The sequence below is a fragment of the Sphingobium sp. 3R8 genome (assembly GCF_020166615.1).
GTDB classification, from domain to species: domain Bacteria; phylum Pseudomonadota; class Alphaproteobacteria; order Sphingomonadales; family Sphingomonadaceae; genus Sphingobium; species Sphingobium bisphenolicum.
This window is the reverse complement of sequence record NZ_JAIQXR010000003.1, coordinates 107,459-126,306: the sequence shown is the minus strand read 5'-3', so window position 1 is coordinate 126,306 and position 18,848 is coordinate 107,459. Positions and strand designations below refer to the sequence as shown.

15 protein-coding genes are annotated in these 18,848 nt (G+C 63.8%); 3 read left to right on the top strand and 12 right to left on the bottom strand.

Annotated features, from left to right (window positions below; all coding sequences use genetic code 11):
- Positions 1-78: 78 nt before the first annotated feature.
- The 8 genes from K9B33_RS04080 to K9B33_RS04045 all read right to left on the bottom strand — a co-directional run bounded on the left by K9B33_RS04080 (position 79) and on the right by K9B33_RS04045 (position 8,683).
- Positions 79-1,053: a fumarylacetoacetate hydrolase family protein gene (locus K9B33_RS04080; protein ID WP_224546885.1), complete on the bottom strand. Its 975-nt coding sequence runs from the start codon at positions 1,051-1,053 to the stop codon at positions 79-81.
- 69 nt (positions 1,054-1,122) lie between these two features.
- Positions 1,123-1,692, bottom strand: a complete 570-nt coding sequence (locus K9B33_RS04075) for a cupin domain-containing protein (RefSeq protein WP_224546884.1) — start codon at positions 1,690-1,692, stop codon at positions 1,123-1,125.
- Between the two features lie 11 nt (positions 1,693-1,703).
- On the bottom strand, positions 1,704-2,168 hold the full coding sequence (locus K9B33_RS04070; protein ID WP_224546883.1) for a hypothetical protein: 465 nt from the start codon (positions 2,166-2,168) through the stop codon (positions 1,704-1,706).
- A gap of 17 nt (positions 2,169-2,185) precedes the next feature.
- Positions 2,186-3,343, bottom strand: coding sequence for an alpha/beta hydrolase family protein (locus tag K9B33_RS04065; RefSeq protein WP_224546882.1), 1,158 nt, complete (start codon positions 3,341-3,343; stop codon positions 2,186-2,188).
- A 3-nt stretch (positions 3,344-3,346) separates the two neighbouring features.
- A complete protein-coding gene (locus tag K9B33_RS04060; RefSeq protein WP_224546881.1) occupies positions 3,347-4,249 on the bottom strand; it encodes a VOC family protein in 903 nt (300 codons plus the stop codon).
- An 11-nt stretch (positions 4,250-4,260) separates the two neighbouring features.
- Positions 4,261-5,376, bottom strand: a complete 1,116-nt coding sequence (locus tag K9B33_RS04055; RefSeq protein ID WP_224546879.1) for an FAD-dependent oxidoreductase — start codon at positions 5,374-5,376, stop codon at positions 4,261-4,263.
- Between the two features lie 41 nt (positions 5,377-5,417).
- Complete coding sequence (locus tag K9B33_RS04050; protein WP_224547089.1) at positions 5,418-6,386, bottom strand: MBL fold metallo-hydrolase; 969 nt, start codon at positions 6,384-6,386, stop codon at positions 5,418-5,420.
- Positions 6,387-6,391: 5 nt separating this feature from the next.
- Positions 6,392-8,683 (bottom strand): TonB-dependent receptor, encoded by a 2,292-nt coding sequence (locus K9B33_RS04045; protein WP_224546877.1) that lies wholly within the window; start codon positions 8,681-8,683, stop codon positions 6,392-6,394.
- Positions 8,684-8,787: 104 nt separating this feature from the next.
- Here K9B33_RS04045 and K9B33_RS04040 point away from each other — a divergent pair, with 104 nt between their 5' ends.
- Both K9B33_RS04040 and K9B33_RS04035 read left to right on the top strand, forming a co-directional pair.
- Positions 8,788-9,699 carry a LysR family transcriptional regulator gene (locus tag K9B33_RS04040; protein WP_315975824.1) on the top strand — a complete coding sequence of 304 codons (912 nt, stop codon included), beginning with the start codon at positions 8,788-8,790 and terminating at the stop codon, positions 9,697-9,699.
- Between the two features lie 357 nt (positions 9,700-10,056).
- Positions 10,057-11,532: an MFS transporter gene (locus tag K9B33_RS04035; protein ID WP_224546873.1), complete on the top strand. Its 1,476-nt coding sequence runs from the start codon at positions 10,057-10,059 to the stop codon at positions 11,530-11,532.
- 201 nt (positions 11,533-11,733) lie between these two features.
- Here the strand turns inward: K9B33_RS04035 and K9B33_RS04030 are convergent, their stop codons facing one another.
- Positions 11,734-11,997, bottom strand: a complete 264-nt coding sequence (locus K9B33_RS04030) for a hypothetical protein (RefSeq protein WP_224546871.1) — start codon at positions 11,995-11,997, stop codon at positions 11,734-11,736.
- Positions 11,998-12,125: 128 nt separating this feature from the next.
- Between K9B33_RS04030 and K9B33_RS04025 the strand changes: the two genes are divergently transcribed.
- A complete protein-coding gene (locus tag K9B33_RS04025; RefSeq protein ID WP_224546870.1) occupies positions 12,126-12,818 on the top strand; it encodes a CDP-alcohol phosphatidyltransferase family protein in 693 nt (230 codons plus the stop codon).
- Positions 12,819-13,034: 216 nt separating this feature from the next.
- Here K9B33_RS04025 and K9B33_RS04020 read toward each other — a convergent pair whose 3' ends face one another.
- The 3 genes from K9B33_RS04020 to K9B33_RS04010 are packed head-to-tail and all read right to left on the bottom strand — an operon-like array spanning position 13,035 to position 18,695.
- The gene (locus tag K9B33_RS04020) at positions 13,035-14,402 is read right to left on the bottom strand and encodes an efflux transporter outer membrane subunit (protein WP_224546869.1); all 1,368 of its coding nucleotides are present in this window, start codon (positions 14,400-14,402) and stop codon (positions 13,035-13,037) included.
- Complete coding sequence (locus K9B33_RS04015) at positions 14,399-17,551, bottom strand: efflux RND transporter permease subunit (RefSeq protein ID WP_224546868.1); 3,153 nt, start codon at positions 17,549-17,551, stop codon at positions 14,399-14,401. The genes K9B33_RS04020 and K9B33_RS04015 overlap by 4 nt, the downstream gene beginning before the upstream one ends.
- Positions 17,552-17,561: 10 nt before the next feature.
- Positions 17,562-18,695 carry an efflux RND transporter periplasmic adaptor subunit gene (locus tag K9B33_RS04010; protein ID WP_318011077.1) on the bottom strand — a complete coding sequence of 378 codons (1,134 nt, stop codon included), beginning with the start codon at positions 18,693-18,695 and terminating at the stop codon, positions 17,562-17,564.
- Positions 18,696-18,848 lie beyond the last annotated feature (153 nt).

The following is an 18,848-nucleotide window of genomic DNA, read 5'->3' as shown; positions in this document are numbered from 1 at the left end:
CAGGGCCGATCTGAACAATGGTGAGGTGGCGCCGGTCACCCGCAGGTCGCTGCGGTCCAATTCTGTATCGACATCGGATTACAGGTCGATGTTGACATATGCCGTGACCGTCTGATGAAGTTCGCCGAATATATTTTCGTCTGTCCCCGCGCACATCCTTACTCTGTCGCCAAAACGAAGAAAGGGTGTGACGGGCTGGCCCTGTGCGATCATTTCGATCGCCCGACGCTCCGAAATGCAGGTCGATCCCACCCTGTTGAAATCGACATCAGAAACCGTCCCCGAGCCGATGATCGTTCCAGCGCACAGGTGCCGCGTCCGGGCGGCATGGGCTATCAATTCGTGGAAACCATATTCCATAGCTTCGCCCGAAGGATGGCCGAACCAGTCGCCATTGATTTCGACGCGAAGCGGCAGGCAGACCCGGCCATCGCGCCAACGGTCGCCCAGTTCGTCCGGCGTTATCGCGATCGGCGCGGCGCTGCAGGCAGGCTTGGCCTGTATCCAACCGAAGCCGGTCTTCATTTCCTTCGGAGCCACGGCGCGCAACGACCAGTCGTTGATGAGCAGGATGAGGCGAATATGGCCCATCGCCTCGTCCGCCGAACAGCCCATCGGCACATCGTCGGTGACGATGCCGAATTCCCCTTCGAAATCGATGCAGTCCGCTTCGGTGGGGAAGGCGACATCTTCGCGCGGGGCCAGGAAGCGATGGCTCATGCCCTGATACATGAGGGGGAGGTCGGTTTCGATGGGCGGGTGGTTGAATGCCCGCTCCATCAGGACGCCGTGATTGGCGAAGGCCGACCCGTCCAGCCACTGCCAGGTGCGCGGCAGCGGGGCGAGAAGCCTAGCGTGATCGAGGCTTTCGCCGCTGCCTTCCTCCAGCGTGGTCGAGAGGGCGGCGGCGTCATCCAGCAGCGCGTCCCAATCGGTGATCGCATGCAACAGGTTGGGCCAGCGCGCGCCCAGCGGGAGGCAGCGCGCGCCATCGCGCGAAATGAGTATCAATTCTCCGTCGGCCGTGCCGTTGGCGCGTGTTGCGAAACGCATGGGTCCGCCTCCTTCCAATAATATCGTAGGATGCCGGCGCGCGGGTCACGCCGCGCGCCGGGCCAAGGCTTAGCGCTTCAGATCGTCGTCAAATGCGCCGTCGATCAGGATGAAGACGATCCGGCAGTTGCGGTCCGATCGGTTGGACCAGCCATGGTTGGTGCCGCGCTGGATGACGATGTCGCCTGCGCGCACGGTGGTTTCGCCTTCGTCCATAATCAGGACCAGTTCGCCTTCCACGACGATGCCATAGTCGATCGTTTCGGTGCGGTGCATCAGCGCGTGGCGCGATCCTTCGCCATGATGGGCGGACGCGTCATGCGCACCGACTTCGGCGAAATGGGCGCGGGCCTCATCGGGCGACATGGTGCGGATGCCGTCGCCTTCGGGCGGGATGTCGAGCACGCGGATGCGGGTGCCGTTCCTGGGCGGGGCCAGGATGATGCCGGTTTCGGCCGGTTCGCCCGAAGCGGCGTCGAGCGGGGCGGGGGTGGCCTGCGTGTTCCAGACTTCGTGGAATATGGGGCCGATGTCGCCACCGACACGCTGGACGCGCTGGACCGGACCATCGTCCTGGATGATGGCGCGACCGGCGGCGTCATGACCGGTGACGATGCGGCGAACGGATGCAAATTCCATGAGCATATTTCCTAGATGAGGGGCGCGCCGCCGACCATGCGTCGCAGCACGCGCCAGGTGACCCATGCGCCAAGGGCGGCGCCGTAGATGATCTTGATGCCAAGGGCGTATCGCCAGTGCAGCGTGGCGACGTCGCTGACCAGCCAGAGAAATGCGATTGCGGCGCCCAGCATCAGGGCCGACAGGATCGAGAGGAAGGCGGCCCTCAACAGCCATTGGATTGTAGCGGGGCTGCCACTCCGGATGCCCAGCCGCCCCGTCAGTTGAGCGCGCCGCGCGATCAGGCCGGGTACGAGACAGGCCATGAGCGCCACGGCGACGCTTTGCCACAGGAAATCGACGGCATAGTGCCATTCTCCCACCGCAATATGGTCCGCCGAGCCGAAGATGATGAAGAAGAACAGCGCGCCGATCGCCCCGTTGATCACCGCGCTGACGATCGTCTCCCACGCGATATAGGGGGTGATGCGGCCCATCTGTTCTTCCACAGTCCTCACGCGGTCTTGCCGCCCAGCGTATCGGCGAACCAGTCGGCGATATAGTCGCGGCCGTAGGACATATTGTCCGCGCCGACATGTTCGACGCCGCCTTCGCGTTCGGTGAACAGCTTGAGCGCGCGGCGGGGACTGTTGACGAGCTGGTCGTAGCAGTCATGCGCATAATCGACGCTGATCTGCCGATCCTTGGCCCCGTGCGTGACCAGGAACGGCACCTTGATCCCGTCCATATGGCCGTTGAGGTTCATGTCCTCCGCCTTGGCCAGGAAGTCGTCCATGTCGCTCGCGCCGAACGCCCACATGACATGCGCCCAATAATGGGGGACGGGGTTTTCGCCTTCGCGCTTCATGCGCTTCTGCTGCACCTCAGCCCAATTATGGTTCGCGCCCCAGACCGCGCCCGATGCGAAGCGCGGTTCGTAGGCGACGGCGCGCGGCGCGAAATGGCCGCCCAGCGAAATGCCGGTCATGCCGATCCGCTTGGGATCGACATCATCCTGCTGCTCCAGCCAGTCGACCGCCTTGCTCGCCCAGTTTTCGCTGTGCGGATCGACAGGGAGATTCTGGAGGCGCAGCGCCTCGCCCGATCCGGGCTGATCGACGCAGAGGGTCGAGATGCCGCGACGCGCCAGCGCTTCGGGCAGACGCGACCAGTAGAGCAGTTCCTTGCAGCTATCGAGGCCGTTGCAATAGACCACGACTGGATGCGGGCCGTCGCCGGGGGCGCTTGTGTAGAGCGCGGGCATGGTGCCGGTGGCGAGGGGAATGTCCACGCGCCGCCGGTTGATCTGGCCGAGCGCGGTCGAGCGGTCGAACGTGTCGCGCGCCTTGGCATAGGTGGCCTGGCGACCGGGATGGCCGTGGCCCTGCATCCGCTCTGCATTGAACAGATAGAGCGACGCGCGCTCCAGCTTGTCGGAGGCGGAGAAGGCGCGGCCCTGCGCCTCATCCTCCGCCGCCAGGTCGATCAGCTTGTCGGCCATCGCGACCCACTGCGCCATGAACATGGGCGTGCCCGCGTCCGCGCCGGAGGCGGCTGCATCCTTGATCGGCTGGCACATGTCGACGATCTCGCCGATGCGCCCGCCGCTCTCCATCGCGATCGCGACCGACAGGTTCCAGATATAGTTGGGGAAATATTCGAACAAAGCCATAGCTCAGACCTCCACAGCCTGGAACAGGCCCTTGTCGGGCGCGGCATGCGGCATGGTCTGGGGACCACCGACGCCGATGCCCCACTGGTCCATGATACCGGGAGCCGGGGCATGGACCTTCGCCTCATGGGCATTGAAGTCCACATCCTCCAGTTCGGAGCTATATTCGACCGCGAAGCCGGCGGGCGTGGTGAAATAGCTGAACGTGTTGTTGCCCGCCGTATGGCGCCCCGGCCCCCAGCGGATATCGGTGCCCTTCAGGCGCAACCGGTTGATGCCGACCATCATGTCATCGACGGTCAGCATGTCATAGGCGACATGGTTGAGGCAGGGCGGTCCGGGCAGGAAGGCGATGCGGTGATGCGCGCTGTTGCAGCGCAGGAAGCACATGAAATCGCCCAGCCAGTCGCTGACCCTGAAGCCCAGCACGTCGCAGAACCATTCGACCATCGCCTTATGATCGGGCGAGTGGAGGACGATATGGCTGATCTTCTGCGGCACGCCTTCCCAACGGACCAGGTCGCGCGCAGTGCGGCGGGCGACGTCGCTCGATATTTCGAAGGTCAGGCCGTCCGGTGAGAAGAAGCGGAAGCCGTAGCCACCACCCAGCGAATCCAGATCCTTGGGCGCAAAGATGATGCGGCAGCCCGAGGCGACGACCTTGTCATGCAGGGCATCGACATCGGCGCGGCTGTCGGCGGCCAGCGCGATCACGTCGATACGCTGTTCTTCGGCCTGACGCAGGCGCACGACATGATGTTCATCGCCACCATCGGCAGCGAAATAGACCATGCCATCCTTTTCCCCAGCCTCGACCAGCTTCCACTGGTCGGCGTAGAAGGCGCGTTCGGCCTCCAGATCGGGCAGGGCGTAACCCACGTAGCGAATTTCTGTAACGCGGCTCATTATGACTTCCTTCAGATCGGCTGGGATACCATCGCGAACATCTCTGCGGTGGCTTTATGATTGTCGACGGGCGCGCCTTTACCGAGCTGGCCCATGCAGATTTCGAGCGATTTTTCGACGATATAGCGGCAGCGATCGTGGCGCCGGTCGCGATAGGCGGTCAGCGCGCCGTCCAGATCGGCATGGCTCGTCAGTTCTTCCGCCAGCACGATGCTGTCCTCGATCGCCATGCCCGCGCCCTGACCCAGATGGGGTGTCGTGGCGTGGACGGCATCGCCCAGCAGGACGACGCGGCCCTTATGCCAGGGACCGTCCAGCATGAACGCTTCGAGCGGCCGATAGACCACGCCGTCATCGTCGGTGATCTGGTCGCCCAGCGCCTGGATGGCGGGCGAGCAACGGGCGATCTTTGCGCGCATGGCGGCGGCCAGTCCTTCGCGCGGATAACGAGGGTTGTCCGGTTCGGCGGTGGTCACGAACATATACATCAGGCTGGGCGAAATCGGCACCAGTCCGACGCCGGTCGGGCCATTATAGGCCTGAAGCGAGTCCATGCCTTCGGTGCGGGGCAGGTTGTAGCGCCAGACCGCCTGGCCGGTATAGTGCGGCGACGGCGCGTCGGGGAACAGCAGCGTGCGGGTCTGCGAATAGACGCCGTCCGCGCCCACGACCAGATCGAAGCTGTCCTGCGTGCCGTCGGAAAACTGCACGACCACCCGATCGCCCTGATCATCGATGCTGGTCGCGGTGACGCCCAGCCGCACCGTGGCCCCCGATGCGATCGTGCGATCGCCCAGCACCTTGTGCAAAGCCGGTCGACCGACGCCCAGATTGGCGGGATAGCCTTCGACCAGACGCGGGGAGGGGACGCGCGCGACCATCGTACCGTCGGGCGCGAATATTTCGACCGTGTCGAAGCCTGCGCCAGCCGCGACATATTCGTCCAGCAGGTTCAGATGCGCCATGGCGCGCAGCACGTTGGACTGCTGGATGATGCCGACGCCATAAACCGACCAGTCGGGATCGCGTTCGATGACGGTGACGTCAAACCCCTTCCCGCGCAAGGCGATCGCGGAGGTGAGACCACCTATGCCCCCGCCGATGATGAGGATATTATAGTGGGCCATAGTCGGTTCAGTGCCTCATGGAGAAGGGGACGGAAGGGCAATCAAAAGCGGTCGAGATCGTTGGCGATCGCGACCGGTCCGGTGAAACTTTTGCCGATGGTGGCGACATAGGCGCGGGTCCGTGCGGCATCGGGCGTTCCACCGGCCATATGGGTGACCGTCACTGCCTTCACTTTGGCCCGTGCGGCCAAAGCGCCGACTTCTTCCGGCGTCAGGTGATGGGTGGTCAGATGCTGGACCATCGTCGCCTTGACGCTGGCGGGCATGTTGGGGCTGGTGCGTGCGACGCGATCCATAGTGGTGCCCATGTCGATCATTTCGCTGACCAGCAGGTCGGCGCCCGATGCCAGCCGTTCGACGGCGGTACTGGGTCCGGTGTCGCCGGTATAGGCGATGGACCGGTCCGGCAGGTCGAACCGCAGTGCGAAGGATTTATAGTTGCGATCCTCCACGCTGCCGGGCGCGAAATCATAATGGGTATTTTGCGCGACGCCGACTTTCATGTCATCCACGCCGATGGTTTCGCCGTCCCGCAATTCGATCACCGACACGGTGTTTTCGGGCGGGGTCCAGGATTTGCCGGGAATGCCATAGCCCGCCTTGGCCGACGGCTGGAGACCGGCGATCAGCCCGGCCACCAGTTCGCGCGTGCCGGGCGGGCCATAGATGGCCAGCACGTCGCGCGCGTCGGTCTGGTTGCGCAATCCCAATATAGCCGCCAGTCCGCCGATATGATCGACATGCAGGTGGCTGAGGAAAATGGCGCGCACCGTCGGCAGAGGGAGGCCCGCCCGCGCCATCTGCTCCACCGTGCCGTCTCCGGTATCGACCAGGTAGGTTTTCCCATCGCGGACAATGGCGTTGGCGGGTTGCGACCGATGCCCGTCCGGCACCGGACCGCCCATCGTCCCCAATGTGACGAAGGCGGTGCGCGGCGGCGCGGCCGCCGCCGCTGTGGCCAGCAGGGCGAGCACGCCGGATAGCGCCGCACAGGTGATCCGGGCGGACATGGTCCTCACAGGTTGAAGCCCAGGCGCACGCCATAGGTGCGCGGCGGACGCAGCGTACCCACGGGGAAGTCGAGGATCGGGCGCGTGCCCGCGCGGGCCAGCACTTCCTTGTCCTCGATATTGTTGATGAAGGCGGTGACGCTCCATTTGTCCTGCGGCCCTTCCAGCGTCAGGAACGCGTCGGACATCATGAAGCTGCCCTGCTTTTCCTCTTGCCGGAAGTTGGAGTTCAGGAAGCGGCTGGATTCGATGCTGGACCGGGCGCCCGCGACCAGCGCCATGTCCCCGCCGATGCGGAAACTGTGCTGATAGCCCAGGTTGATCGCCCATTTGGGCGAATTGACGGTCGGCTTGCCCGAACAATCGATGTCGTAGAAGCGCGCGTTATTGATGCCGGGATTGGCGAGCCGCGTTCCCGTGATCGTGCAGCCAGTCGTGACGGGCGCGCCGGTGGGCGAGAAATTAGCGGTCTGGAGGCTCTTATATTTGCCGTTCAGATATTGGACGGTGACGTTGAACAGATCGTCGCGCGTGGGGGCGAAGCGCGCCTCCACTTCCGTACCGAAGATACGCGACTTGCCCGCATTGGCGGTGAGCGATCCTTGCGCGAACAGGCCGTTGCCGGTCCGCACGCCGCCCACGAAGGTCACCTGCTGGTCCTTATAGACCCAGTAAAAGGCTTCGATATTGAGCTGGAGCTTGTTGCCGAAGAAGCGGTTTTTCGCCCCGACCGTATAGGCGGTCAGGCTTTCAGGCGCGAAGCTGTTGCTCGGCGGGGCCGCGACGAAGAAGCCACCCGATTTGAAGCCGGTCGCGACATTGGCATAGACCAGCGACGCGGGACCGGCGTCATATTCGACTCCGGCCTTCCAGGTGAATTTGGTAAAGGTAAGGTCGCCGGTGATCGGTGCGCCCAGCGGCGGATCGACAGGGCCGGGCAATCCGCCGCCAACCGACGCGGTCAACTGCGACTTGTCTTCCCGCGTATAGCGCCCGCCACCGATCAGGCGCAGATCGTCGCTGATGTCGAAGGTCAACTGGCCGAAGGCGGCCAGGCTCTGCGTCTTGAGGCGCGGGGTGAAGCGGGTGGTGGAAATCCGGCCCTGGCGGAAATAGTTGAGCGTATCCTGCTGTTCGTTGAAGAAGAAAGCGCCCAGAACATAGCGCAGCCGCTGGTCGGCAGCAGACGTCAGCCGTGCTTCCAGCGACATCTGTTCGGCATTATCCTCGATCTCGCCCCGGAAACCGGGCAGATAGGTGCGAAACTTCGCTTCCGACTTGCGCCAGGCGGGGATGACGGACAGCGTCGCAAAGCCCATGTCGCCATCGACCTGCGCGCTCAGCCCATAGAAATGATTGTCGAGATAGCCGTCGCTGCCGGCATTTTCGATGCAGCCGCTGGCGATGAAACCACCTGCGCAGAAGGGCGGGGCGAACAGCGTGGAGGCATAGCCGTTGATCGCCGCGATCGCGCGGGGATCGGAAATACTGACCCGGTCGTCGACCGACGGCACCGCAAAGGCCTTGCTGGGCAGCAGTACCGCACCGCCGCCTTTTCCATCCTGATGATAATAGTCGCCGACGATGTTGATCGACCAGATGTCCGACGGCTTGAGCAGGAAGGATGCGCGCACCGCCTCGCCCTTGTCATCGTCATAGCCGTCGGAAATATAGCCGTCGCGATCTACCACCTGGCCCGCGACACGCAGCGCGGCGATGTCGCCAATGGGCACGTTGACCGCTAGAAAGCCCTTCTTGCTGTCATAATTGCCATATTCGGCCAGCCCTTCGACGCCGAACTTACCCAGGATCGGCTTTTTGGGCAGGACGTTGATCGCACCGCCGGTGGCGTTGCGGCCATACAGCGTGCCCTGCGGTCCCTTGACCACCTCGACCCGCTCCAGATCGTAGAAGACGCCGGCGGGTGCGGTCGGGCGGCCGACATAGACGCCGTTGAAATTGAAGGCGATCGCGTTTTCGGAGAAGCTGTTCTGCGAATTGGTGCCGACGCCGCGCAGGAAGAAGCTGGTCGTTCCGCCCGTGGGTTGCACGACGAGGGCCGGCACCAGCTTGCCCAGGTTCGACGTTTCGGTGATGCCCGACCGGGTCAGATCATCGCCGGTGACGGCGGTGACGGCGATGGCGGCTTTTTGCAGGCTTTCCTCGCGCCTTTGGGCGGTCACGACGATTTCTTCCAGTCCACCGTCGGAGGATTGCGTATCCGCATCCTGCGCGATCGCGACCTGTGGCGCGATCACGCCGGCCAACATCGTCGCGCTCCAAAAAATGCTTTTCATGCTTCCTCCCTTTAAGCCCGATCTGTGCGGGATGGACGCGAGGTGACATGATTTAAAAAAGCAGTAAAATGGATGATATATGTTGAAAACGATCAATAGGATTGATGATTATGAGGCTGGACCGGTTTGACCTCAACCTGCTGGTGGCATTCGACATATTGGTGGAGGAGAGGAACGTCACTCGTGCGGCCAGGCGCCTGAACCTGACGCAATCGGCAATGAGCGCCGCGCTACGCCGCCTGCGGGAAGCCTTTGCCGACGAGATTCTGGTGCAGCATGGCAAGAAGATGATTCCAACCGCGGCGGCTCTGTCTCTTGCACCGGAAATTTCCGCGGTAGTGGCGGATCTGCGCAGCCTAATCGCGCGTGGCCTCAGCTTCGATCCATCACAGAGCCAGCGCATTTTTCGGATCGTCGCGTCCGATTATGTCACGACGGTTCTGATCGGCCCGATGCTCGAGCGATTGCAGAAGTCGGCGCCGGGCATCAGGATCGAGATCACGCTGCCGCGCAACGATATTCACGAACGGCTGGAGGATGGCGAACTCGATTTCATTGTCGCGCCCGAGCGCTTTCTGGAAGGGCCGCATCCGCGCGAACTTCTGTTTGAAGAACGGCATGTGGTTGTAGGATGGTCGGGCAATCCGTTGCTGGACCAGCCTCTCACCGAAGAACTCTATTACAGCGCCGGCCACGTCGCGGTGAGCGTTTCACGCGATGGCACGTTCATCGAAAATCACCTGCGGGAGAATGGCGATCGCCGCCGGATAGAGATTATTTGCGCGGCCTTCAGCCAGGCTGCCTGGATGTTGCCCGGAACGACCAGATTGGCGCTGATGCACGAAAGGCTGGCTCAGGTAATGGCGTCAAGATTGCCGTTGCGCATCGTGGATGCGCCCGTTGATTTACCGATCATGCGCGAAATGCTGCAATATCATCATGCGCGGGCGGCAGACACCGGCCTTACATGGTTTCGCGAACAACTGCGCAATGCCACCGCCGATCGGATAGGGTGAGGGAGGGATGCTTGGCGCTTAACGTCGCATATCTTCCGCCGGCTTGATATTAAATGTCCTGGATTCGACATTTTGTTTCACATGAGGGCGTGGGGGTGAATCCGGAACTGCCGGAACTTCGTTCATGTCGCATATGCGGAATTTAGATGCAGTTTACAGGCGAAGACCCCGGATGCGCCGTTGGGCAGGGGGCCGACGATGGGAACTGACAAGCGATTTCGCAGCTTGGCTTCGGGGCGAAATGGCGATCCGGAATGAATTCGTATACGCAGCTTGTCCTGTCCATCATGCCATGCGACCGCTCGCGGTTTGATGCAGGCGGGTGGCGAGCCGGCCGCGGCGACGGGAGGGGTAGCTATGGACAAGCCGAGACAGGGCCTTGCCGGATTGTGGAACATCAGTTTCGGCTTTTTCGGCATCCAGATCGGCTTCGCGCTGCAAAACGCCAATATGAGCAGGGTCTTCCAGTCGCTGGGCTCCAGCATCGACGACCTGTCCGCCCTGTGGGTGGCCGCACCGCTGACCGGATTGCTGGTTCAGCCCATCGTCGGGCATCTTTCCGACCGCACCTGGCTCGGTCGGCTCGGCCGTCGCCGTCCCTATTTTTTGGCCGGCGCGATCCTCTCTGCACTGGCGTTGCTGGGAATGCCGCAGAGTGACGGGCTGTTGATGGCGGCGTTGCTGCTGTGGATGCTCGACGCCAGCCTCAATATCTCGATGGAGCCGTTCCGCGCCTTTGTCGGCGACATGTTGCGCAAGGATCAGCACACGATCGGCTATGCGGTGCAGACCGCCTGCATCGGCGCCGGCGCGGTGGTGGGGTCGCTCTTCCCTTATCTGCTCGACCATCTGGGGGTCGCCAATGTCGCGGCGGCGGGGCAGGTGCCCGACACCGTTCGCTACAGTTTTTGGGCGGGCGCCGCCGCGTTGCTGGCCGCTGTGCTCTGGACGGTGTCGACGACGCGAGAATATGCGCCGGACCAGATGCGCGCCTTTGCCGATGCCGACGAAACAGCCACCCCAGCGCCCGATCTGGCAAGCCGCGCCATCGGTCCATGCTTTGCCTGGATCGGCGCGGGCGCGGTCGTCGCGCTGCTGGTCGCTCTGTGGGCGATGGAAAAGGAAGTCTATCTGCTCGCCGCGCTGCTGGCGGGCTATGGCTTGGCCAGCCTGATCGCGATCCACTTGGCGCGCACGGGACGAAGCGCGCATATGTTGGCGCATATCGTGGGCGATATCGGGGGTATGCCGCCGATCATGCGACGACTGGCCTTGATCCAGTTCTTCAGCTGGTCGGCGCTCTTCATCATGTGGATTCACACCACGCCGGTCGTCGCCCAATATATGTTCGGGTCGGCCGATCCCGCCAGCGCCGCCTATCAGGCCGGTGGCAATTGGGTGGGGCTGCTTTTTTCGGTATATAACGGCGTCGCCGCGATTGCGGCCCTGACCTTGCTGCCCTGGCTTGCGGGGCGGATCGGCAAGGCGCCGACCCATGCGCTGTGCCTGGTCGCGGGCGCGGCTGGCTTCGCCAGCTTTCTGGTCGTGCGCGATCCAGACCTGCTGTTGCTGAGCGAAGTGGGGGTCGGCATCGCCTGGGCCTCGATCCTGGCCATGCCTTATGCCATGCTCGCCTCCAGCCTGCCGCAGGCCAAGCTCGGCGTCTATATGGGCGTGTTCAACATCTTCGTGGTGCTGCCGCAGTTGCTGGTGGCGACGGCGATGGGATCGGTCATGAAGGCCTTCTTCCCCGGCGACCCGATCTGGACCATGGCCTTCGCCGCTGGGACGCTGCTGCTGGCGGCGCTGGCGACATTACGGATCAGAGCGTGAGCCGGCGCAGCGATTCGAGCGGCACATGACGACGGATATCAGAGAAATTCCGCCACGCCATCCTGCGCGATTCCGCTACGGAAATGGCTGTACCGCGCCAGGGATGCAGTTTTTGCAACTGCGAGCGCGCAGTTCGCACTTGCGAAAACTCACCATTTGGTACACAAAGAAGCTGCCTTTCAGGCATCCTCTCCTAAAACTTTACGAGCTGGTCTTCGGATCGGCTCTTTTTTTGTCTTCGTCGGATTCGGATAGCGTGTCGTCCAGACCCTGCGGCATCTTCCAGGCGACGCCCTCGTCCAGATAGGCCTCCAGTTCGCGCCAATGCCGGTCCCATCCCGGACCACGGCGAGCGGGGGGCACTTCCTGCTCCACCATCAGCCGCGCACGGCGGACCGGATTGGATGGCCTCTGTTCCATCCTTACCACGATATCGCGCACATCCTGGGGCCGGTCCTTACTCATATGCTTCTCCACGGGGCGTCCCGCCCGATCATGCGCCTTTGGCCCGGAAGCCAAGGAACAGGCAATGGGCTTAATCGGTGCGGCGCAACGAATATTGTCTATTCGTCATCCTTCCGTCATAAAGCCCCATGTCATTGCCATCCGGCCAGTCGGCCCCGCCCATCGCCCGTATCCAGCAGAATGTTCTCGCCGTGGCGGAAAGGCGCCTGCTCAACTGGCTGTGCGCCCATATGCCGCGCTGGGTTACGCCCGACATGCTGACCGCACTGGGCATGGTCGGCGCATTCGCCATTTTCGCCGGTTATGCCGCCAGCAACTGGGGCGTCGACTGGCTATGGCTCGCGATCGCAGGCTATGCGCTGCAATGGTTCGGCGACTCCCTGGACGGCAGCCTGGCGCGGTTCCGCCATATCGAGCGGCCGTCCTACGGCTATTTCATCGATCATAGCTGCGATGGCCTGGCCACCTTGCTGATCCTCGCGGGCATGGGGGCCAGCCCCTATATCCGCATGGACGTCGCGCTGGTCGCGCTGGCGGGCTATCTGCTGCTGTCGATCCACGCCTATTTGTCGGCGCGGGTGCTGGGCGAATTCAAACTATCCTATCTGGCGGCCGGCCCGACCGAATTGCGATTGCTGCTGATCGGGCTGACGATCGCGATGATGTTGCTGGGCTATGCCCCCGGCTGGTTCGGCGCGGTGTCGGGGTTCGACCTGTTCGTGGGAATAATTGGCGCGATTCTAGTGCTGCTGTTCATCGGTCAGACGCTGACGACGGCCAAGCGGCTGGCGTCGTCCGAGCGCACTGGCCTGCCGCGCTAGCCTGACGCCGTCAGGGGCGGCGCGGCATGTGGTCGCGCGCGCCGCAGCGCGATATCAATTCGTTGAGGCGCACTTCATCCTGCGCGCCCGACGCAAATAACTTGCAGAGCCAATCCAGACACCGTGCCAGTAGCAGCATGGTTCCTCTCCCTTATTATCCGCGCATGATAACAGATTCGTGGCGCGGGAGAAGGGGAAAGAAAGGGACATGGCGGCTTACTGATCTGCGCCGACCACCCGATAGAGCAGCACCCGGTTGCTCACCAGGGCAAGGTCGGTAGAAATAGACGATTGCCGAGCGCTGTAGAGCGCGCGCTGGCTGGTCAGCGCGGTCAGGAACGTGTCGATCCCCGAGCGATAGCGCTGGTCCGCCAGATCATAGGCCCGTTGGCTGGCCGCCACCAGCCGCCGCTGCGCCGCCTGTTGCGCGTCGATCGTGCCTTCGCGCGCCAGCCCGTCGGCGACTTCGCGAAAGGCTGTCTGGACCGCCTTTTCATATTGGGCGACATAGAGATCGCGCTGCGCCTTGCTATAGTCCAGATTCCCGCGGTTCGCGCCGCCGAAGATCGGCAGTCTGGCCGACGGACTGGCGGACCAGGCGAAACCGCTGCCGGTGAACAGCGACGAGAGGGCGGAACTCGCCACGCCGATCGCCGACGTCAGGCTGATCGTCGGGAACATCGCAGCGCGCGCCGCGCCGATATCGGCATTGGCGGCCTTGAGCTGATGCTCCGCCTGCAGCACGTCGGGCCGCCGAAGCAGCACATCCGACGACAGGCCGGCCGGCACCTTGGCGATGCCGGCAATCAGGCTGTCGAGCGATCCGGGCAGCAATGCCTCTTCGACCGGGGCGCCCACCAGCAGGTCGAGCGCGTTACGATCCTGGGCGACCTGGGTGATGTTGGCGGCGACGTCCGACGCCGCCTGCTCTACCGTCGTCTCGGCCTGATGGACGTCCAGCTTGCCGGTAAGGCCGGCGCCATTGAGCTTGCGGGTGATGTCCAGCGTGCGCTGGGCGCTCGCCTGCGTCTGGCGAGAAACCGCCAGCAGTTCCCGGTCAGCCGCCAGCGTCGCATAGGCGGTTGCCGTCTCGGCGATCAGCGTGATCCGGGTCGATCGCGCGCCTTCCTCGGTCGCCAGATAGGTTTCCAGCGCCGATTGGGCCATGTTGCGGACGCGGCCGAACAGATCGATCTCGAACGCGCTGAAACCGACATCGGCGCTGTAATTATTCTGCCTGCTGTCATTCTGGCGCGTGAAGCTGGCGCCGGCGTCGGCGGTGATGGTGGGCAACTGGGCGGCGCGCTGCACCCTATATTGCGCCCGCGCCGACTGGATGTTCGCAAGCGCGACGCGCAGATCGCGATTGTTCGCGAGCGCGCGGTCGATGACGGTGCGGAGCTTTGCGTCGCCGATCAGCTCGGTCCAGGCCAGCCCGGCCTGTTGTCCCGCCTGGCCTGGCGCATAGGCTTCGCCGCTGGGCAGCGTTGGCGGCACGGGCGCCGCCGGCCGCACATAAGTCGGCGCCATGTTGCATCCGGCGAGCGCCAATAGCGAGACGGCCGACAAGCGAAGGCGGATCATGCCGGAACTCCTGCATCGGGCGCCGGGGCAGGCGGCGCGGCCTTCCCTTCGCTAGCGCCAAACAGGCTGGCGATGGTGACGAAGAAGAGCGGTACGTAGAAGATGGCCAGCACCGTCGCGGTCGTCATGCCGCCGACCACCGCCGTACCGATCGCAACACGGCTCTGTGCGCCTGCGCCCGTCGCGATCGCCAACGGGATGACGCCGGCGATGAAGGCGAGGCTGGTCATCAGGATCGGGCGGAAGCGCAGTCGTGCCGCTTCCAGCGCTGCGGACAGCGCGTCCTTGCCCTGTTTGTGCGCCAGTTCGGCGAACTCGACGATCAGGATCGCATTCTTCGCCGCCAGGCCCATGGTCGTGAGCAAACCGACCTGGAAGAAGATATTATTCTCCAGCCCGCGCGCCCACACCGCGATGACCGCGCCGACCAGGCCGAGCGGGATCACCAGCAGCACCGCCAGCGGGATCGACCAGCTTTCATAAAGCGCGGCGAGGCACAGGAATACGACCAGCACCGACAGGCCATAGAGCAGCGGCGCCTGACCGCCGGACAGTTGCTCCTGATAGGACAGGCCGCTCCACGCATAGCTGGTGCCGGCGGGGAGTTGCTTCTGCAGTTCGACCATCCGGTCCATGGCTTCGCCCGAACTGGCGCCCGCGCCAGCCTGGCCCTGAATCTCGAAGGAGGACAGGCCATTGAAGCGCGCCATCGTGCTCGGTCCCATCGTCCAATGGGTGGTCGCGAAAGCGGAAAAGGGCACCATTTCGCCGGTACTGCTCGACCGCACCATCCAGTTGTCGATATCGGTCGGCAGCGCGCGATAGGCCGCATCCGCCTGCATATAGACGCGCTTCACCCGGCCGCGATCGACGAAGTCGTTGACATAGGTGCTGCCCCAGGCGGAACTGAGCACGTTGTCGACACTGCTCTGGGTCAGGCCCAGAACGGCCAGCTTCTCATTGTCGATATCCACCTTGAGCTGCGGCGTATCCTCCAGCGAAGCGGCGCGTACGCCGGCCAGCAAGGGATCCTTCGACGCCGCGTCGATCAACTGGTTGCGCAGCTCCAGAAAACGCGCGCGGCTGAGGCTGCCATTGTTGAGCAGTTCGAAGGTGAAGCCGTTCGACTGGCCCAGGCCGCGGATGGCCGGCGGCGTCATGCCCAGCACCCTGGCGTCGCGGATCGCGGCAAGTTGCTTGGTGGCGCGCCCGGCGATAGACCCGGCCGTGTTGGCCGTTCCCTTGCGATCGTCCCATGGCGCCAGGTTGATGAAGCCCTGGCCGACATTCTCGCCCTGACCCTGGAAGCTGAATCCGGTCATGATGAAGGCGTAGGCGACATTGTCCTTTTCGTCGTTCAGGAAATAATTCTGCACCTGGTCGATGACGGCGGCGGTCCGGCTGGACTTGGCGCCGGCGGGCAGCGTGACCTGCACCATCACCTGTCCCTGATCCTCGACCGGCAGGAAGCTGGATGGCAGGCGCACGAAGAGCAGCACCAGCAGCGCCAGCACGACGACATACAGGCCCCAGAACAGCTTGCGGCGGCCCAGCACCTGCTCCGTGCGGCGAACATAACCGCCGGTCAGTCGCTCGAACCAGCGGTTGAACTTGCCGGCCCAGCCCCTGTCGCGATGTTCCTCGCTCGCGGATTTGAGGATGGTCGCGCACAGCGCCGGCGACAGGATCAGCGCGACGACCACCGACAACAGCATCGACGACACGATGGTTATGGAAAACTGGCGGTAGATGACGCCGGTCGATCCGCCGAAAAAGGCCATGGGCAGCAATACGGCGGAGAGGACGAGTGCGATGCCGACCAGCGCGCTGCCGATCTCCTCCATCGACTTGATCGTCGCCTCACGCGGGGAGAGACCTTCCTCCTCCATGATGCGCTCGACATTTTCCACCACGACGATCGCGTCGTCGACCAGCAGGCCGATGGACAGGACCATGCCGAACAGGGTCAGCGTGTTGATCGAATAGCCGAACAAGGCGAGAATGCCGAACGTGCCCAGCAGCACCACCGGCACCGCGATCGCCGGGATCAGCGTCGCGCGCCAGCTTTGCAGGAAAACGAACATCACCACCACGACCAGCGCGACCGCTTCGAGCAGCGTCTTGATGACCTCCTCGACCGACAGCTTGATGAAGGGTGTCGTGTCGCGCGGAAAGACGACCTTGTAACCGTGCGGCAGGCTGGACGAGAGTTCCGCGACCTTGGCCTTGACCAGTTCCGCGGTCTTGAGCGCGTCCGCGCCCGGCGCCAGTTGCAAAGCGACGCCGGACGCCGGGTGGCCGTTCAGTCGCGCCGCCGTGGTGTAGCTTTCATTGCCCAATTCGACACGCGCCACGTCGGACAGATGGACGATCGATCCGTCGGTCTGGGTCTTGACGATGATGTTGCGGAACTGTTCGGGTGTCTGCAGGCGCGCGCGCGCCGTCACGGTTGCGTTGATCTGCTGCCCGGCGGGCGCCGGGTCGGCGCCGATCTGGCCCGCCGACACTTCGACATTCTGCGCCGAAATTGCGCTCTGCACGTCCGACGGCATCAGTTTGACGGCGGCCAGCTTATAGGGGTCCAGCCACACCCGCATCGCATATTGTGAGCCGAAAATCTGGGTTGCGCCGATGCCGTCGATGCGCGCGATCGGGTCTTGAAAATTATTGACCAGATAATCGGCGATGTCCGCCTGCGTCGCCGTGTCCGTCTCGTCGTAGAGGCCGACCAGCATCAGGAAGTCGGTCTGCTGCTTGGTGACGGAAAGGCCCTGCTGTTGCACCGCATTGGGCAGGCGACTGAGCGCCTGCTGCACCCGGTTCTGCACCTGCACCTGCGCGGTGTCGGGATCGGTCCCCTTCTGGAAGGTGACGGTGATCCGCGCCTGCCCCGTAGCGGTCGAGGAGGAGGAGAAATACATCAGGCCATCGATGCCGGTGAGCTGCTGTTCCAGCACCTGCGTGACGCTGGTTTCCACGGTTTCGGCCGAGGCACCGGGATAGGTGGCGCTGATGCCGACGCCGGGCGGGGCGATGTCGGGATATTGGGCGATGGGGAGCGACAGCATCGCGCCCAGACCCGCCAGCATGATGCCGATGGCGATGACCCAGGCGAAAATCGGCCGTTCGATGAAATAGCGGCTGAGCAAGGGCCGGCTCCTATTGCGCTGTCTTGATGGCGACAGGCTTTACGACGTCGTCGACCTTCACCTTGTCGGTGCCCTCGACGATCAGGCGGTCGCCGGCCTTGAGACCCGCGGTGATCAGCCATTTGTCGCCGATCGCCTGAGCGGCGGTGACGATACGGCGTTCGACCTTGTTCGCCTTGTTCACGACCAGCGCCGTGGCGTTGCCCTTGGGATCGCGGTTGATGCCCTGTTGCGGCGCCAGAATCGCGCCGGGCACCACCGATTGCGGCGCGATCACGCGGACGAACATGCCGGGCATCAGCAGCCCGTCAGGATTGGGAAAGCGCGCGCGCAACGTCACCGTGCCGCTGTTGACGTCGACGATCGGCTCGGCGAATTCGATCCGGCCTTCCTGGGGATAGTCGGCGCCATCTTCCAGTTTCAGGCGGATGGTCGCGCTGGCCGCCAGCGTCTTGCCCGCCGCCAGCGACCGGCGCAGCGCCAGAAGCTGCGAGCTGGATTGCGTCACATCGACATAGATGGGGTCGAGCTGCTGGATCGTGGTCAACGGGTCGGTCTGGCTGGTCGTCACCAGCGCGCCGGGGGTGAACAGGGTACGGCCGATACGCCCGCTGATCGGCGCCCGGACCAATGTGAAGTCCAGGTTGACGCTGCTGGTCTGGAGGCTGGCGCGCGCCTGCTGCACCGCGGCGCTCGCCTGGCGCGCGGTTGCGATTACATCGTCGCGGTCCTGCGCACTCACCGCTTCGGTATCGCCCAGGCTGCGATAGCGCTGCGCCTTGGCCTGCGCCGCTGCGGCGGTCGCCTGCGCACTCGCCAGGCTAGCCTGCGCCTCGTCGCGCGACGCGCGATAGAGACGTGCGTCAATCTGGTAGAGCGGCTGGCCGGCGCTGACCATCGATCCTTCGGTGAACAGCCGCTTCTGGATCAGCCCCGCCACTTGCGGCCGCACTTCCGACATCATGGTCGATACGGTGCGGCCGGGCAGCTCGCTGGATACGGTGGCGTCCTGCGTGCTCAGCGTGACCACGCCCACTTCCACCGGCCCTTTTTGCGGCGGCTTTTGCTGGCCACATGCCGCAAGCGACAGGCCAAGAGCGATCGGTGCGACCCGAAGGCTGCGCAGGGTGGCGGAAATGAGCATGGTCTGACGCTTATCCTCGAAGGCGTGCCGGACAGATCCCTGCGATGCCTGCCGATGCATGGAGGAGACCGGACCGGGCGCACGAGGGGGAGGGGGGAGGGACGTGCGCGACCGATTCGGGCCGTTGCACCGGGTTTCCAGCCAGGATGGCAG

Excerpts from the sequence above, each read along its gene's own strand:
- K9B33_RS04050 (WP_224547089.1), bottom strand. The coding sequence starts at position 6,386 with ATGTCCGCCCGGATCACCTGTGCGGCGCTATCCGGCGTGCTCGCCCTG.
- K9B33_RS04075 (WP_224546884.1), bottom strand. The coding sequence starts at position 1,692 with ATGGAATTTGCATCCGTTCGCCGCATCGTCACCGGTCATGACGCCGCC.
- K9B33_RS04060 (WP_224546881.1), bottom strand. The coding sequence starts at position 4,249 with ATGAGCCGCGTTACAGAAATTCGCTACGTGGGTTACGCCCTGCCCGAT.
- K9B33_RS04020 (WP_224546869.1), bottom strand. The coding sequence starts at position 14,402 with ATGATCCGCCTTCGCTTGTCGGCCGTCTCGCTATTGGCGCTCGCCGGA.
- K9B33_RS04070 (WP_224546883.1), bottom strand. The coding sequence starts at position 2,168 with ATGGGCCGCATCACCCCCTATATCGCGTGGGAGACGATCGTCAGCGCG.
- K9B33_RS04045 (WP_224546877.1), bottom strand. The coding sequence starts at position 8,683 with ATGAAAAGCATTTTTTGGAGCGCGACGATGTTGGCCGGCGTGATCGCG.
- K9B33_RS04035 (WP_224546873.1), top strand. The coding sequence starts at position 10,057 with ATGGACAAGCCGAGACAGGGCCTTGCCGGATTGTGGAACATCAGTTTC.
- K9B33_RS04065 (WP_224546882.1), bottom strand. The coding sequence starts at position 3,343 with ATGGCTTTGTTCGAATATTTCCCCAACTATATCTGGAACCTGTCGGTC.
- K9B33_RS04025 (WP_224546870.1), top strand. The coding sequence starts at position 12,126 with ATGTCATTGCCATCCGGCCAGTCGGCCCCGCCCATCGCCCGTATCCAG.
- K9B33_RS04055 (WP_224546879.1), bottom strand. The coding sequence starts at position 5,376 with ATGGCCCACTATAATATCCTCATCATCGGCGGGGGCATAGGTGGTCTC.
- K9B33_RS04080 (WP_224546885.1), bottom strand. The coding sequence starts at position 1,053 with ATGCGTTTCGCAACACGCGCCAACGGCACGGCCGACGGAGAATTGATA.
- K9B33_RS04030 (WP_224546871.1), bottom strand. The coding sequence starts at position 11,997 with ATGAGTAAGGACCGGCCCCAGGATGTGCGCGATATCGTGGTAAGGATG.
- K9B33_RS04040 (WP_315975824.1), top strand. The coding sequence starts at position 8,788 with ATGATTATGAGGCTGGACCGGTTTGACCTCAACCTGCTGGTGGCATTC.
- K9B33_RS04010 (WP_318011077.1), bottom strand. The coding sequence starts at position 18,695 with ATGCTCATTTCCGCCACCCTGCGCAGCCTTCGGGTCGCACCGATCGCT.